The 16773-nt window shown below is 33.6% G+C and carries 13 protein-coding genes; 6 read left to right on the plus strand and 7 right to left on the minus strand.

All coding sequences use genetic code 11. The annotated features are described in order from the left end of the window. The first annotated feature begins 3 nt into the window (after nt 1-3). From BTA34_RS03025 to BTA34_RS03040, 4 genes are all read left to right on the plus strand, one after another. Nucleotides 4-555, plus strand: a complete 552-nt coding sequence (locus tag BTA34_RS03025) for a fimbrial protein (RefSeq protein ID WP_151434447.1) — start codon at nt 4-6, stop codon at nt 553-555. A 20-nt stretch (nt 556-575) separates the two neighbouring features. Beyond that, entirely contained in the window at nt 576-1409 is an 834-nt protein-coding gene (locus BTA34_RS03030) for an adhesin (RefSeq protein ID WP_151434448.1), read from the plus strand. A gap of 23 nt (nt 1410-1432) precedes the next feature. Continuing rightward, nucleotides 1433-1750, plus strand: a complete 318-nt coding sequence (locus BTA34_RS03035) for a helix-turn-helix domain-containing protein (RefSeq protein ID WP_151434449.1) — start codon at nt 1433-1435, stop codon at nt 1748-1750. 538 nt (nt 1751-2288) lie between these two features. Then, on the plus strand, nt 2289-3863 hold the full coding sequence (locus BTA34_RS03040) for an AbgT family transporter (protein ID WP_151434450.1): 1575 nt from the start codon (nt 2289-2291) through the stop codon (nt 3861-3863). Between the two features lie 65 nt (nt 3864-3928). On the opposite strand, the gene BTA34_RS03045 is transcribed toward BTA34_RS03040, so the two are convergent. Next, on the minus strand, nt 3929-4318 hold the full coding sequence (locus BTA34_RS03045) for a DUF1992 domain-containing protein (RefSeq protein ID WP_151434451.1): 390 nt from the start codon (nt 4316-4318) through the stop codon (nt 3929-3931). Nucleotides 4319-4448: 130 nt separating this feature from the next. On the opposite strand from BTA34_RS03045, the gene BTA34_RS03050 reads away from it, so the two are divergent. Together BTA34_RS03050 and arnT are read left to right on the plus strand one after the other, a co-directional pair. After that, nucleotides 4449-4787 carry a carboxymuconolactone decarboxylase family protein gene (locus BTA34_RS03050; RefSeq protein WP_023581047.1) on the plus strand — a complete coding sequence of 113 codons (339 nt, stop codon included), beginning with the start codon at nt 4449-4451 and terminating at the stop codon, nt 4785-4787. Nucleotides 4788-5193: 406 nt separating this feature from the next. After that, entirely contained in the window at nt 5194-6840 is a 1647-nt protein-coding gene (arnT, locus tag BTA34_RS03055; protein ID WP_151434452.1) for a lipid IV(A) 4-amino-4-deoxy-L-arabinosyltransferase, read from the plus strand. 510 nt (nt 6841-7350) lie between these two features. Here arnT and BTA34_RS03060 read toward each other — a convergent pair. The 6 genes from BTA34_RS03060 to BTA34_RS03085 all read right to left on the minus strand — a co-directional run bounded on the left by BTA34_RS03060 (nt 7351) and on the right by BTA34_RS03085 (nt 16756). Next, nucleotides 7351-8703: a TolC family outer membrane protein gene (locus tag BTA34_RS03060; RefSeq protein ID WP_151434453.1), complete on the minus strand. Its 1353-nt coding sequence runs from the start codon at nt 8701-8703 to the stop codon at nt 7351-7353. Further along, the gene (locus tag BTA34_RS03065; protein ID WP_151434454.1) at nt 8703-10028 is read right to left on the minus strand and encodes an HlyD family type I secretion periplasmic adaptor subunit; all 1326 of its coding nucleotides are present in this window, start codon (nt 10026-10028) and stop codon (nt 8703-8705) included. The genes BTA34_RS03060 and BTA34_RS03065 overlap by 1 nt, the downstream gene beginning before the upstream one ends. Before the next feature lie 16 nt (nt 10029-10044). After that, entirely contained in the window at nt 10045-11784 is a 1740-nt protein-coding gene (locus tag BTA34_RS03070; RefSeq protein WP_151434455.1) for a type I secretion system permease/ATPase, read from the minus strand. Between the two features lie 167 nt (nt 11785-11951). Continuing rightward, on the minus strand, nt 11952-13376 hold the full coding sequence (locus tag BTA34_RS03075; protein ID WP_151434456.1) for a serralysin family metalloprotease: 1425 nt from the start codon (nt 13374-13376) through the stop codon (nt 11952-11954). Nucleotides 13377-13720: 344 nt separating this feature from the next. After that, a complete protein-coding gene (locus BTA34_RS03080) occupies nt 13721-15337 on the minus strand; it encodes a M10 family metallopeptidase C-terminal domain-containing protein (RefSeq protein ID WP_265576167.1) in 1617 nt (538 codons plus the stop codon). Between the two features lie 186 nt (nt 15338-15523). Continuing rightward, entirely contained in the window at nt 15524-16756 is a 1233-nt protein-coding gene (locus BTA34_RS03085; RefSeq protein ID WP_151434458.1) for a nucleoside permease, read from the minus strand. Nucleotides 16757-16773: the final 17 nt, after the last annotated feature.

A 16773-nucleotide genomic window follows, 5' to 3' on the forward strand; every position in this document is an offset into this window, starting at 1 on the left:
AAAATGAAGCTTAAAACATTACCGCTTCCTGCTATTTGCGGGCTTTCGCTTCTAATAGGAATATTTACAACAGCTAATGCAGCACAGAATAATATGCGACTTTATGGCACATTAGTTGATGAACCTTGTGTGATAAGACCTGGCGATGAAACCATCTCTCTAGAATTTGGTAATGTGCCAGATAAAACGTTTTATATTGGCGCGGGTAGAACAAATAGCCAAAATTTTCAAATTCATTTATCAGAATGTGACCTTTCTATTAATAAAAAGGTAAGAGTGACATTTAGTGGTGCTGAAAATCAGGCAATGGTTGGGCAAGGTTTTCTTGCATTAAGTACAGGAAGTCAAGCTGAAGGTATTGCCATTGGATTAGAAAACTCTGATGGTAGTCCACTGCGGATTAATCAGGAAACAAGCAATATTGCCTTAAATTCAGGGGATTCTATTTTAAGGTTCCGCGCATTTATACAAGCCGAGCCTAATGCTATTGCGAATGAATCAATAAAACGAGGTCGTTTTAGTGCCATAGCTACATTCCACCTGAATTATGATTAATTATTAAGATTGAGGTTAATATGTTTACCCCAAAACGATTATCAGCATTATGTTTATTTAGTGTGATGATGCTCTTTTCTGCATCATCAATGGCTTCTATTTTTTCTTATATTACGGAATCTAAAGTTCTTTCTTCTTCTTCTGCAAATTATACTTTTATTATTCAACGTTGGGACCCTGAAACAACGATGACGTTGAACCCTTGTTATGGTGGCGCATCTTGTAAAATTACGATTAATCATAGGCATAATGCATCAGGACAAGGTGGGGCAGCGACAAGAACAATTTTAACCGGAGCGCAAAAGTATCGCACTATGGCAGAATTGCGTGAAGCGGTTATGCGAGTACAAACTTTTCCTACATCGCCTGCGGTAGCTCATCACTCAGGGGTGCCCAACAGTGAAATTCAAGAGTGTGTTGGTTTATTCTATGAAACTGGATCAACAAAGTTATTACTTCCGGGATCTATGTGTGGTATTGCACCACCTCCTGCTGGGGCTTGCGAGATAATTGATGGCTCTGTCAACCTTAGCTATGGCGATATTGATGAAGACAGACTAGGTGACTCAACACAGAATAAACGATCACAAACCGTTCGAGTGACATGTAATAAAGATTTATACGTTGTTATGTATGCCTCATCTCTCGATGGCCCAAATGTCAGATTACGCCCAGACGGTAGCCTATACGCGGATTTATATCTTAATAATAATCCCGGTGAAACGGGCGAGAAAGTTTTCGTACCTGCAGGGAGAGCGACACCCGTAGTGGTTAGCTCGGTATTACGTCCTTATGGTCGAGTTGCTCCGGGTTCATTTTCTGGGGTGGGCACATTAATTTTGGCAATGCCTTAATATAAACGAAGTTGGAAAACGCGATGATGGATTATGATTTTATAAACATCAATGTGAATGAACTGGTCGGTAAAAGAATACAGATAAAACGCAAAGAGCTTGGTTATACAGGCGGTCACATTGCTGATAAATTGGGAATTAGCCAACAACAGTTCTCACGTTATGAACGCGGGTTAAATAAAATAGACTTGAGTTACCTTGTGACATTGGCGATTTATTTAAAAACCCCTATTTACTGGTTTTTTGAAGATTGTTTTCACGTTGAAGAAGAGGCTGAAGATAAACACGAAAATAAGTGCATACATTTCATAGCGGAATCTACGCCAGATATTATCTTTTAATCAGCAAATATTTTCTCATTGAGTGGTAGAGGTAGATAAAGAGGGTAAATTATTTTTACCCTCTTTTTTTATTCTATGTATAGCAATACGTTTAAAATCTACTGCAAAACTACCTGTTCATGTTACAAATAATCTAAACTTTTAACCTATTCTGATTGTTTATTCGTCATTATTTTCCCTTTTATAGTAATTACAACCGTTACTATCAGGTTTATCTGAGTGTTTAATCGTTTCTGACTATCAATCAAAGGTGTTTTTAGGTGGAAAAGGTTAATAAATAATCACGATAATGTTAAAAAATGTTACCTTATGCACATTTTTTAATTTTAGATATTATACATTAATTTTAATGTAAGTGATTTGTAATTATATAATTTGTTTTTATTTTATTGTTTATTAAGATAAAAAATATTTTATTCGATAATTTTATCCTGATGTTTATCTTAAATAAAGCATCTATAAATAGGATTAACAGATAGTCATAGTAAAAAGGGTTGTGTACTGTGCATTTTCTGTTTTTTTATAAAAAGGATAAATGATGCAAACAAAAAAACAGGGAGGCAGTCGCTTTCTACGCACAGTGGAATGGCTAGGAAATGCGCTACCCCATCCCGTTATTTTATTTATTATTTTAATTGCTATTTTACTTGTCTCTTCGGCAGTTGGTGAATACTTCGGTGTTACGGTACAAGATCCCCGACCAGAAGGCGCCAAAGGGCGCGCAGAAGATGGCTATATCCACATTATTAGTTTGTTAGATGCAGAGGGTATTCGTCGTATCTTGGCAAATATCGTCACAAACTTTACTGGGTTTGCGCCTTTAGGTACGGTGCTGGTGGCGTTATTAGGTGTCGGTATTGCTGAACGTGCAGGTTTATTGTCTGCGGTTATGCGTTTAGTGGTAATGAAAGCACCTCGCAAAATGACCACATTGGCGATTGTTTTCGCTGGTATTATGTCAAATACTGCTGCTGAACTGGGTTATGTGGTGTTGATACCGTTATCAGCGATTATCTTTCATTCGTTAGGACGGCATCCTCTTGCGGGTTTAGCCGCTGCATTTGCAGGGGTTTCCGGCGGTTATTCTGCTAACTTACTCTTAGGGACGATAGATCCGTTACTATCGGGTATTACACAGCAAGCCGCGCGCATTATAGATCCAACTTATATCGTCGGTGCTGAAGCAAACTGGTACTTTATGTTTGTCAGTACATTTCTTATTACTTTCTTAGGTTACTTCATTACAGAAAAAATCGTGGAGCCTCAACTAGGACCTTATAACGGTAACGAACTTGATGATGAAGAAAATGATTTAAAGAATGCGGCTGAAGTTACACCGCTAGAGAAGAAAGCATTATGGGCTGCAACAGGAACCTTTATTGTTATGGGCGTGATTTTGGCGCTAACGGTTATTCCTGAAAATGGCATATTGAGAAACCAAGAAACAGGGCTAATTGGTAATTCTCCTTTCTTAAAATCTATCGTTGTCTTTATTTTCTTATTCTTTGCAATTCCGGGGATTGTTTACGGATGGATTGCTAAGACAATGCGTACAGATAAAGACATCGTCGATGCCATGGCAAATTCGATGAGTACGCTAGGGCTTTATTTAGTGATTATTTTCTTTGCGGCTCAGTTTGTTGCGTTTTTTGGTTGGACAAACATCGGTCAGGTTATTGCCGTCAAGGGTGCCGCACTGCTTAATAGCATTGATATGCCAAGTGGATTACTGTTCTTAGGCTTTATTTTAATCTGTGCTTTTATTAACTTAATGATTGGTTCCGCATCAGCACAATGGGCGGTTACAGCACCTATCTTTGTCCCCATGTTAATGCTTGCAGGTTATGCGCCAGAGACAATCCAAGCAGCCTATCGAATAGGAGATTCTGTGACTAATATCATTACACCAATGATGAGTTATTTTGGTTTGATATTAGCAGTCGCAACAAAATATAAGAAAGACACTGGTATTGGTACTATGATTTCTATGATGTTGCCATATTCCGTTATTTTCTTAATTGGTTGGTCATTATTATTCTATTTGTGGGTATTTGTATTTAACTTACCAGTAGGACCAGGCTCACCAACGTATTATTCTCCAACAGCAGGTTAATTCTCTGCAATGAATGAAAGAAGCTTATACAGGGATGTATGGGCTTTTTCTATTTTGATATTTCATTATTTTTGATTCATTTCTTTTTTATTATTTGCCAATTTTTCTGTCAGTTGTGTGGCATAGTCTGCATGTAAAAATTGAGTATCTAAACCAGCCTGCTGCAATTTCAACTCAAGTAATGCTAAACGCTTTTGCAGTGACTCATTCTCTACACTGGTTTCATTTAATGTGCTTAAGATTTCAGCTAGAGATAAGGCTTCTTTTCTATCTTGCATTTCAGGTGGTAAAAAACCTGCATTCTTTAATAAGTGATAGCTTGCTCTAAGTGATTCTGGAACATGGCTATTATCATCAAGGATCAGTGGTTTTCCTTCACCTTTAAGTGATGAAAGTTCCCCTTTTTGTAATGCTTTTTCGATATGGCGTTCAGCCCACTCATCTAAAATAGACATTTTAAACCTCTTTTTCGGTAACTATCATAATAGAAAAGATCACCTCAAATTAAATTTGCTTGCTTATATTATATGATTTGATAATATATTTTTATATTATATAAATAAATATATTGTAAGGGGATCAAAAATGAGCAAGTACAAAGAAATAGTAACAGACATTGCAGGTAACATGGGGGCATTGTCTCAAAATATTCCAGAAGTCATGAAAGCTTTTATGAGTACAACAAAAGCGGGTGGTAAAGAAGGTGCTTTAGATGCAAAAACAAAAGAACTGATCGCCATTGCAATTGCTGTCGCAAATCGTTGTGATGGTTGTATTGGATTTCATACAAAAACACTTGTAGAGCTTGGCACAACAGAACAAGAACTCGCTGAGGCATTAGGCGTTGCTATTTATATGGGGGGAGGTCCTTCTGTTATGTATGCATCCAACACCATGGGCGCTTTTAAAGAGTTTAGTAAATAAGATTTTTATCATCATATAATTAAACAAAGTAATCAAAAACCAGAATAAATTCCTTCTGGTTTTTTTATTTATATCCTTTGTTTATTTTTTGTTTATGCTTAATTTTTTACCTTCCATTTTCTGCTTTGATACTATTTAGATAAATTTTTGATAAAAACTCGCTGCTATTAAAAAAAGATTAATAAAATATTAATGTATCATTATTTTAATCGCTAACTAAAAGTTATTATATCTTATTGATTATTCTTGATAATGACGTTTTTTGGTGTCTTTGTTATTGGTTAAAAATAAAGCAACTTACTAATTAATTATAAATTAATAAATAATAATTGAATCTTTTATAGGATAGCTATTCTAAGTGGGTAGTTGGTGTAAAGTCATATTTTTTTATTTTAATGAGGAATATATGCGTGTTGATTTTGTAGAAAAATATAAATGGTTTCTACTATTGATTTTTATATTTTTAACTTATTTAATTCCTCTCGAAACGCGGCTACTCTGGCAACCAGATGAGATCCGTTATGCTGAAATTAGTCGAGAAATGCTCGTATCAGGTAATTGGTCTGTACCTTACATGCTGGATATTCGTTATTTTGAAAAGCCAGTATTAGGGTATTGGTTAAACAGTATTGCACAATGGCTATTTGGTGGCGGTAATTTTTCTGTTCGTGTTGTCGTTGTAACTTCGACCTTATTAACCGGCTTATTTGTTTATCGTGCTGCTATGTTAGTTTGGCATAACCGTACTTTGGCGTTTAATGCACTGGTGGTTTTTTTATCCTCGTTTCTTGTGTTAGCTATTGGTACCTACAATATTCTTGATCCAATCGTGACAATGTTTGTCACGGCAGCCATGTATTATTTTTTATCTGGATTACATGCAACTAATAGAAAGGCGAAAGTTAAAGCTTATATTCTCGTTGGTATTTTTTGTGGGTTAGGTTTTCTAACCAAAGGTTTTATTGCTGTCGTATTACCCGCATTAGTTTTTTTTGTAACCGCAATTAGCTTATCTCGTTTTAAAGAAGTCCTTTGTTATACACCAATAGCACTTATCGCTATGCTTATTATTGCTGGTCCCTGGGTGATTTCAGTTGCACTTCAGGCACCCGATTATTGGCATTACTTCTTTTGGATTGAGCATGTTCAACGTTTTGTTGAGAAGGGATCAGCAAGATCACAACCTATGTGGTTTTATTTACCCATTGTGATTTTGGGTATTTTACCTTGGTTAGGGTTCTTATTTGGGGCTATTAAATCAGCTATTTTCTTGAAGAAGGGAACTCTTTATTTTTCGTTTTGGTTATTTCTATTTTTTGTTTTCTTTTCTGCTTCCAGCGGTAAGTTATTAACCTATATGCTACCTTGTTTTGCGCCACTTTCTATCTTGATTGCACATTATATGGAAGAGCTAAAAAATAAACAAAATGAAAAAATCCATAACATTAATGCGAGCATAAATATTGTTTTGGGGCTTGTAGGCGTCTCTATTATTGCTTATTCGCTTTTCTCTACACGATTTACGTTATATGAAACAAATGAGCAATATAAAGCGTTGCTCGGTATTGGAGGCTTTTTATTTTGGAGTGTGATGGGAATGGCTTCGCTCTTTAAACCCACACGCTTACTAACTTTATTTTGCTCGATAGGATTAAGTCTAGCAATTGGGTATGCTATTCCTCATAAAGTAGAAAGCAAAAGCACCCCTGAAAAGGCAATTAATCATTATTATAGTGAGCTAGCAGATAAGCCCTATATTTTAACAGATGAAGTTGGGATCGGAACGTCTTTAGCATGGGGTTTAAAACGCACTGATATTCGTTTAACAGAGACGAAAGGGGAGCTTGCTTATGGTCTGGCATATCCTGATGTGCAAAATAAATATTATGATCTTAAGCAGTTAGTTAACTTAATTGAAGAGAATAACTATCAAGGGCTTGCGATTGTTTTAGTCCGACCAGAGCGAAAAGAAATATTATCTGTGATAAGTCAGTTAAAGGTAAAACCTATTGTAGAAAAACAGGGTGATTTAACATTTGTTTTCTTTAATTGATTGATAATTGATTGATTTTAAGCTCTATTTCTATTTTTAAAAAGACATTTATAAAAGAGCAAATAAATTTAACGTCGGTTTTTAACATGACATGGATTTGATTTTTTGTGTTATTTTTATGTGATCAATGCCCAAAAATGGATTTTGTTGATAAATATATTTTGCTCTTTTTAGTTTTAATGGTAGGTTTAAAATGTGTCCATTAAATCGGAGTTAGCTAAGCACTATATGACAAGTCACTTTACTTTATCAGAACCCCCGCCCAAACAAAATGTACTTATGAATGGGGGTAATTTATGCTGATTTTCCTAGCTGAATGTTTTATCGGTCTAGCATCAATTGCTCTTACTCACCGTGTATTAACGTTGTACGGTAATAAAAAGAAGTGATGATACCCGCTAGCTAAAATAAGTGATTAATTATTACTTATAACTAAAAGTCCTATATCTATTTCATGATTTAGGACTTTTATAATTATGTGTATATCTCTTATTAAAAAATGTAGTAATTCTATTGAAAATAACCTTCAATTAATTTTATTTTTTCAATATCTAATGTATTAGTATATTGATGTAATAATGTCCAAGCTTGAATATAATCATATTTAGCTTTAATTAAATCTTGTTGAGCGCGATATAATAATTCTTCAGAATTAAGAACATCGACCATTGTTCTCTGCCCACCAATGTAACTTTTTTGAGTCGCATCTAATTGCAATTTAGCAGAGGAAACGGATTGCTCATAGGCATTCAATTTAATATCACTCGTTGTACATATTTGATATTGATGACGTAGTTCTTGCGTGATTTGCTGGATAATTGCATCTCTTTCAAAAGCACTCATTTGATACAATGCAGTAGATTGACGCATTGAAGCTGTTGTTTTTCCACCATTAAATAAAGGCAGGCTGACATAAAAGCCAACATTCGCGGATTGATATTTTTGATTTACGGTATTATTGCTATCGGAATCACTATTAGAATAAGACGCATAGAGCTGCACTGTTGGGAAAAATTCACCTCTATTTTTTTCTACTTCTTGTTTTGCTATTGCCATTTCATAACGAGCGGTTTGAATATTAAGGTTGTTTTGCATAGCCTCATTTTCCCATGACTCGTAATTATTGGGAGTGATAGGTTGTAATATAAAGCTATTATTGCTTAATTTTGCTATATGTTCTGCATAAGGTAGTGGTGTACCAATCATTGAACTTAGTTTATTTTTAGCATTATCTAACTCAAGCTGAATATCCGTATATTGAGATTGAGTTAAATATAATCGTGTTTGGATCTCTGAAATATCTGTTTTTGTTCCTTCCCCTAATTCGAATAAACGTTGACTTGATATTAGCTGTTGTTTATAAATCTTTTGCTGTGAAAGATTTAATAATAATTTATCCTGCGCATAAGCCAATTCTATGTAATTATCCACTAATCTGATCACTAGCTCGGAAAATTTCACTTGATAGCGGCTGTCTGATAATAATGTTTTGATTACTGATGATTTGTAATCACTAAATGCCGTGTAATCAAAAAGTGGTTGGCTAATAATGGCACTGACAGAATGGCTTTGGTAATTTTGATATTCTGTTTTTTCTATTTCTCCTCGATTCGTATTAATAGGATAAACTTTCCGTTGCCAATTTCGTGGGTTGTTTTGATAGTTGACATGTACACTTGGGAGTAATTGAGATAATCCAATGTTTTCATACTCTTTACCCGCAACCTGTTCTTTAATTGCAGCATTAAACGTCGGATCATTTTTTACGGCTAAGAAATAAAGATCAGACAAGCTGATCGCTAAAGCGTGAAAACTTAGCATCCATATAAATAAAATGGCAGAGAGTTTTTTTATTTGCATCATTATTCTTCCGTTAATGAAGTATGGATCCTATCTAAAACAGGTTTGAAGAGATAATTTAGTAATGAGCGATCGCCTGTGTTAATAAATACATCAACTGGCATTCCAGCCTTTAATTTATTTTTATTATCTGCAAGAAGAGTATTATCTTTAACATTAATAAATACTTGGTAGTAAGGCTCTGTTGTTCTTTCATCAATAAGTCTATCAGCGGAAATTAATGTGACTTCACCGGGAATTTTAGGTGTTGTATTTTGATTGAATGCACTAAACATTAAATCAACAGGAAGACCAAGGGTAACTTTATCAATAAGGTGAGGTGCTAAACGTGCCTCAATAATTAATTGATGATCTTGAGGAACAACTTCCATGAGTGTTTGACCTGTTCTTACAACACCACCTTGGGTAAAAACAGATAAATCCATCACTATTCCTGAAATAGGCGCCGTAATTTGCATCTTTTTCAGTTTATCTATTTCAATGATAAGTTGTTTTTCTGTTTCACTTATTTGTAACTGAACTTGGTTAAGATCAGTACGTGCCGATTGGTAAAAATTAGCATTACGTTGCAATATTTTTTGTTGATATTCTAACTTTTGTTTTTCTAGCGTACTTATTTGCCCATAGGTATCATTAAGATGATTGTTATTTTCAGCAAGTTCACGCTCAATTTCTTGATAACGATGACGGGGAATATAACCTTCATTAGCAAGGGTGTATAAATCTTTGATTTGAGTTTTTAAGCTATCAATTTGATGTTGTTTGTTTAGCGTAGATCTTTTTAAATGGACTAAACGATTAGAAATACCATCAATAATAGCGTTGTAGCCATTTATTTCACTATGCAACTCAATATACTTTTCATTAAGTAATTTATTTTGCAATAGAGATAATTTATTTAAATTCTCAGAAGGAGAATAGTATTTCTCACTGGGATCTAAGATAAACTCTGTTTTTTCATTTAATTGAGCATATAAACGTTGTTGAGTAATCAATAAATTATCATATTGTTCGGATAAAGATTTGACTAAAGCTTTCGATTGAATAGGGCTTAATTGAATAAGAGTTTGACCTTCTATTACGCTATCACCATTTTTCACTAAAATATCAGTAATAATACCTTCTACTGAAGCTTGAACACTCTTTTTATTACCTGAAATTGAAACATTTCCTTTCGCAGACACGCCTTTATCTAAAGGCGCAAAAGCGGCCCAAAAAATAAAAATAGCAAGACCTAAAAGAATAACTGACCATCCTATTATTAAGAATTTTCTAGGATCATCTGAAATACCATGAACAATATCGATTTCATTTTTTTTTGTGATCATAATAGTTTTCTCAATATTAAATATTGCTTTGAGTTATAGGTATAGTTGTTGGTGTTGGCGTACTCTTTATTACTGATGAGTTATTTAACTCAGCAATAACGGCTGTTGTAGAGCCAAATAATTTGGTGTGACCATCGAAAAGAACTAAGAGTTTATTGGTCACTGAAAGTAACTGTTTTTGGTGTGTAATTAATATTACGGTTTTTTTATTCTGCTTAAGTATATGAATTGCCTGCATTAAAGCTTTAATACCCAAATCATCCAAATTAGAATTGGGTTCATCTAAAACGACTAGTGCAGGATCACCATATAATGCACGAGCTAACGCAATACGTTGTCGTTGCCCTCCTGATAATCCTTCACCATGAGCGCCAATAACAGTTTCATAACCATTAGGAAAACGTAAAATCATTTCATGAACATTTGCCATCATTGCAGCTTGAGTGACTTTTTGAGGATCTACTTCAGAAAAGCGAGCAATATTTTCGGCAATCGTGCCAGGGAAAAGGGCGATTTCTTGAGGAAGGTATCCAATATATTGGCCAACTTCACTTTTATTCCATTGATATATATCTGCATTATCAAGACGTATGGCACCTGTTTTAACTTCCCATATGCCAACAATAAATTTAGCTAAAGAGGATTTTCCTGAAGCACTCGGACCAATAATACCAAGTACATCGCTGGGGCTGAGTGAAAAATGAATATTATTTAATAGGGTGCGTTCCGTTTGAGGGTATTGAGCTTGATTAATATTTACCGTTAATTCACCTTTAGGAGCAGGTAGCGCCATTTTTTTATTTTCTTCAGGGTACGTTTTTAATAGCGTGGTTAATCTTTTATAAGCTTCTTTACTACTATCCCAGTTTTTCCATACGCCAATAACTTGTTCAATCGGCGCTAAAGCACGACCTAATAGTATTGAACCTGCGATCATCATTCCTGGGCTAATTGTATTATCTATTGCTAGCCATCCGCCTAATCCTAGCATTAAAGATTGCAGTGCCATTCGGGTGACTTTTGTTATTGCATTGATACCTGCGGCATTATCACTTGCATGAGTTTGCGCTTGTAGGTATTTAAAGTGAGCGACTTGCCATTGGTTACGTAAATAACTTAGCATTCCCATTGCTTCAATAGGCTGTGGATGTTCAAAATGATGACCTTGTATTACCTGAGCTTGATTAGCAAACTCATTGGCCTTTTTTAATGATGATCGAGACAAGTATTCATTAAGAATTGCTAAAGAAAATAAAACGATCGCACCACATAATGCAAATAATCCTAACCATGGATTAAATAATGCGATAACAAGAAGATAAATAGGGAACCAAGGTAAATCAAAAAATGCAAAAATAGCGTGGCTTGTAATAAATTGCCTAATAGTCACTAAGTCATTAAATGCTAAAGAGGAATTAATACCGGGCATTTTGTTTAATTTTGCTTGATATGCAGCGGTATAAATTCTTGAGTTTAAGGATAAATCAAGTTTGTTACTCATTCTAATGACAATAATGCTTCTTAAGTATTCTAATCCTCCCATAAAAATAAATAATGCTAACATGATGAGCGTTAGCATTAATAAAGTCATTTCATTGCCTGAAGGCAAGACGCGATCATAAACTTGTAACATATAAATGGAAGGAACTAACATTAAAATATTTATTAAGGCTGTAAATATTCCAATGGAAAGAAAGACTTTCTTTCTTTCTTTTATAATATTTGTTATTTCATTATTGTTTTTGTTTACTGACATAGTGTTATTCCTGATTTTATTCCTATCTGTTTTATTGCTATTTACTGCATTTCTTCTATCTATATGGAGTGATAACTCTATCTTTTCTTTAATAAGATAATATAAAAATAACTCCTTATAGGTAAAAGAAAGGTAGGAGAAATATCTCTCTCCTACCTAATGATAAATTAAACAATAATGTCAGTTTCGTAATTAACAAATCCTACAATGTCAATTTTGAAATCAGGGCTATATCCATATCCATAAGCATTAATAGCAAGTTCACTTGAGTTTGTTGATTGATCATATTTAATGGTTGCTTCACCCGAGCGACCTGTAAAATTATCAACAAAGTTAAGGAATTTATGGCCAAAGGTATCGTCGATTAATTCTGATAAATTAATCTTATCAATACCTGATTTGAAGTCCATTATCTTGTCAGCAGCAGAGGTTAAAGAGTCGGTGATCTTTTTATAAACAAAGGTATTGCTACCTGTACCACCCCATAATATATCTTGACCACCGCCACCATATAGTATGTCGTTACCGCCACCACCGATGAGAATATTATCAGCATCATTTCCATAGATAGTATCATCACCAGAGCCACCGATTGCATTTTCTATTGTAACGCCTTGTGCAATAGAAACGTTTTTCTGTAGTCCGCCAACATCAGAGAAATGACCCTCACGTAAGTCAATAACTTGATCTTGATAATATCCTGAGAAGTCAAAAGTATCGTTACCCTCACTGTCCCAAACTGAGAAGATTAATTTATCACTGCTACTTGTTGCAGTGTAATAATTAAGACCTGTGTTTGAGTTAAAACCATAAACATCATCACCTGTTCTGGTTGTGGTATTTGCGCCATAAAGATATTGCATTGCTGAAATATCATGAAGTAAAGGAGCGCCTGCATAAGCACCTTGGAAGTGCGCACCTGTTTCATATTCTTCCCAATAACTCATAACAGTATATTGGCGACTATCTTCAGCATAGTCAGACTTTAAATATCCAGGTACGTTTTGCCCTGCGTTATAATCGCCAGGATGCATTAGACCAAGTGCATGACCAATTTCATGGATTATAGTTAAACGACCATAATTACCTAATTCAGGCGTTGTATTTTTTGCATCATAATAGTCACTAAACCAAGCTTGCCCCGAAAGATCACGACCATAACTATAGGTATTTGGCAAAGTTGCATAAGCTTGGAATTTGCCGTATGGATCAGTAATATTACCAAAAGTAATATCTGATTTTACACCTGGCGCTACTTCGGTAAATTTGATATTTGCAATATCAGACCATGCATCTAAAGATTGTCTTGCATGATCTTTTTGTGCTGAATTAAATCCATAGGGATTTTTATCACCAAAATCATTAAACTTTTTACCAGCCCAAGTTGGGAATGAATATGTCACTTCTGCCGCTTGTCCAATAACATACTTTCCATTCCATGTGGAATTTTCTCGTGCAATATGTTTTCCAGCAGTATCATAATCAAAAGAAGGTAGAGTTTTAGCTGAGAAATTATAAAAAATTCCACTTTTATCTAATAAGTCAGAAACATTAGATAATCCTACTGCTTTTTTTAATAAAGAAGAACCCATAATATCCTCCGGATATCAAGTTTAGGTTAAGTTTATTTTCATATTGAAAATAGTTTAATTATCTAGCGAATGCTAGAGATAATAAAGATAGACATTTATTAACATTAATCTAGAGGGGAAAAATAAGTTTTTAAATAATTGTGAAGTAAGGTGTGTTTTAAGTCAGAATAATTTAATTAAGTAAATAGAACTTAGGTTACCTTATCAATAGGGATGTTTTTAAACGTTATTATATAATACGGTCATGATTTTATAATATTATATATATTACTTTGTTATTATAAGGTTTAAGTAAATTTAAACCTTATAATTTGTCCGTTTATTGTTTACCGTAATTAGTGATGTTAATAAAATAGATCTTCATAACTAAAATTTCCAACAATATCTATTGTTAAATTTGGAACTTCTAGTTGTTCTTTTGTTTTTATTACTAAACTTGTTAAATTATCTTCTTCTTTAAAACTTATCTTAAAAGAAATTGAATTTTGAGATATAAGTTTTTCGATATTTAGGCTTATTCTATTTTCATCTAGGAAAATAAGAAAATCTTCATTGATATTATAATCCATAATTTTATTATGACTATTTGCCTTATCGCTAATTTCGAAAAAAAACATATCAGCATTCTTTCCTCCAAACAGTGTATTATGTCCATTTCCTCCGGAAATTATATCGTAACCATCCCCCCCATAAATAAAATCATTACCTTCTTGACCATAAAGCATGTCACTACCTTTACCTCCATAAATGTTGTCATCTCCATCATATCCATAAATCATATCATTACCTCCATGACCAAATAGGTCATTATTTATGTTATTACCAATGATATGATCATCATTCTCACCGCCTTTTGCGTTTTCGATTATTGTTCCATAGGCAATAGAAATATTACTTTTTAGCCCACCAATATCAGAAAAGGCACCTTGATTAAGATCTATTTTTTGATTTACATTATATTTTGAAAAATCAAGAGTATCACAGCCACCGGCATCCCAAATACAGCTAATAATGACATCATCTAATGAAGTTAAACTGTAACAGTCTCTTTGCGTATTAGAATTAAAACCATAAATAGTATCATCAGTTCGCGTCGTTACATTTACGCCATAGAACTTTTGAATAACATATATATCGATTAATAGTGGAGACATAGGAAAAAGCCCATCAAAATCAGCCTCTTCTGTTTTGGGATAGCGATATGACATTACTGAATATTTGAAACTATTTTCTTCAATATCAGGATTATTATGGTCATCTTCTCCAATGAAGGTATGAGGTAAACCAAGAGCATGCCCTGTTTCATGTATATAAGTTTGAGTTTCTCTATTTCCTTTTTGTAATATTATAGGTTGATTATCTATATGACCACTTTCATTATTATTTTTATATAAAGTAATATGAGTATCTGTTTCTATATAATAATATTTTATATTATCTGATTTCTCTTTAAATGAATCTACTTTATTTTTTTGCTCTGATGTCATTTCATTCTTATTTAATGTTTTTATATGTTTAGTTGAAGATATATTAATCCAAACATGACCTCCCACACTGTAATCAGTGACTTTTTCTATTTTTTTATTCGGTTCTGTGTTGTTTATTGGAGGGGTTCCAACGCCAAGGACTAAATGAGAGCCGTCTTTTGTTAGTTCATTTATATTATTATAAACACCAAATTTAATATTAGTATCATATTTATTGTCTTTCTTAATGAATGTTATATTGGCAATGTCAGCCCATAGTTGTAATGTTTTTTCGGCAATATCTTGTTGATGTTTATTTAATGTCGTAATTGTTTTATATTCTTCACCCCTTAAATTGCTCCAGTCAGGAAAGCTATATGTTATTTCTGTAAATACATCATCTTTATTTTTTTTATTCCATCGTTTTAAAGGCGAGTAACTCTTTATTATACCAATAATAACGCTTATTCCATGTGAATATTCTTGATGGGACATTTTATTTCCTTTTAAAAGATCCATTTCCTTTTTTAATATGCTATGTGTTAATTGTTTTTTTACTTTAAAAAAAGAATTTTTTGATATGGATTAAATTTTAAATTTAATTAAAAATAAAAATGATAATAAATCTTTTTATCGATTTATTATCATTAATATAAAAGGAAAAGTTATTTTTGAAGACTATTATTGAGCTATCTTTTTATTTTCCTTAAAAGCAAACACAAAGATAATTGCTAATATTAATGTATATGATGCAAATATTAACCAAATGGATTGCCAGTCTTTTATTCCATTGATTGTAAAATGATCAACCACCATACCGCTTAAAATAGATCCCGCATATGCACCAACGCCATTTACCATAGTCATAAATAGCCCTTGAGCGCTGGCTCTTATTTCAGGTTTAACTTCATTTTCGATATAGATAGATCCTGAAATATTAAAGAAATCAAATGCACAACCATAAACAATCATTGAAAGCATCAGCAATACAAAACCCCAAGGTGAGGGATCGCCATAGGCAAATAATCCAAAGCGCAAAGTCCATGCAATCATACTAATTAGCATGACTTTTTTAATACCAAAGCGTTTTAAGAAAAAAGGTATTGCTAAAATAAAGGCAACTTCAGCCATTTGTGATACAGATAATAAAATTGATGGATATTGAACAATTAAACTATCAGCAAATTGAGGATTTTTAGCGAAATCATGAATAAATGGGCTGCCGAAGGTATTTGTAATTTGAAGTACCGCACCTAATAACATGGCAAATAAAAAGAATATTGCCATGACTGGTTTTTTAAATAAAACAAAAGCATCTAATCCTAAGCGAGATGCCCAAGAGGTTGATTGTTTATGCTGGGCTGTTGGAATTTTAGGTAAGCAGAATGAATAGAGCGCTAAACAAAGCGATGCAACAGATGCAATATATAATTGAGTGTTGCTGAGTTCTAATTTAAATAAACTCACACACCACATGGCGATAATAAAACCTATCGTACCGAAAACACGAATAGGTGGAAAATGAGCTACAGAATCTAATTTATGTTTATTTAAACAGAAATAACCAATTGAATTTGAAAGTGCAATGGTTGGCATAAATGCTAATGCATTAATAAACATAACCCAAAACATGATAGTTGGATCAGTGACGGACGCGGCAAAAAATAAAGCAACTGCACAAATAAGATGACAAATAATATATAAGCGATTCGCAGGAATAAATTTATCAGCAATGATGCCTAGTAAACCGGGCATAATCAGAGCCGCAATGCCTTTAGATCCGTAAACCAGTCCAACTTCAATTCCAGTGAAGTTTAATGTTTGCATCATGTATGCACCTAGGGTAATTAACCAACTCCCCCAGATAAAATATTGCATAAACATCATGCCTTTGAGCTGTATTTTTATACCCATAACAATCTCCACTGTTG

Origin of the sequence: Proteus sp. CD3, assembly GCF_008808075.1 — a bacterium.
GTDB classification, from domain to species: domain Bacteria; phylum Pseudomonadota; class Gammaproteobacteria; order Enterobacterales; family Enterobacteriaceae; genus Proteus; species Proteus appendicitidis.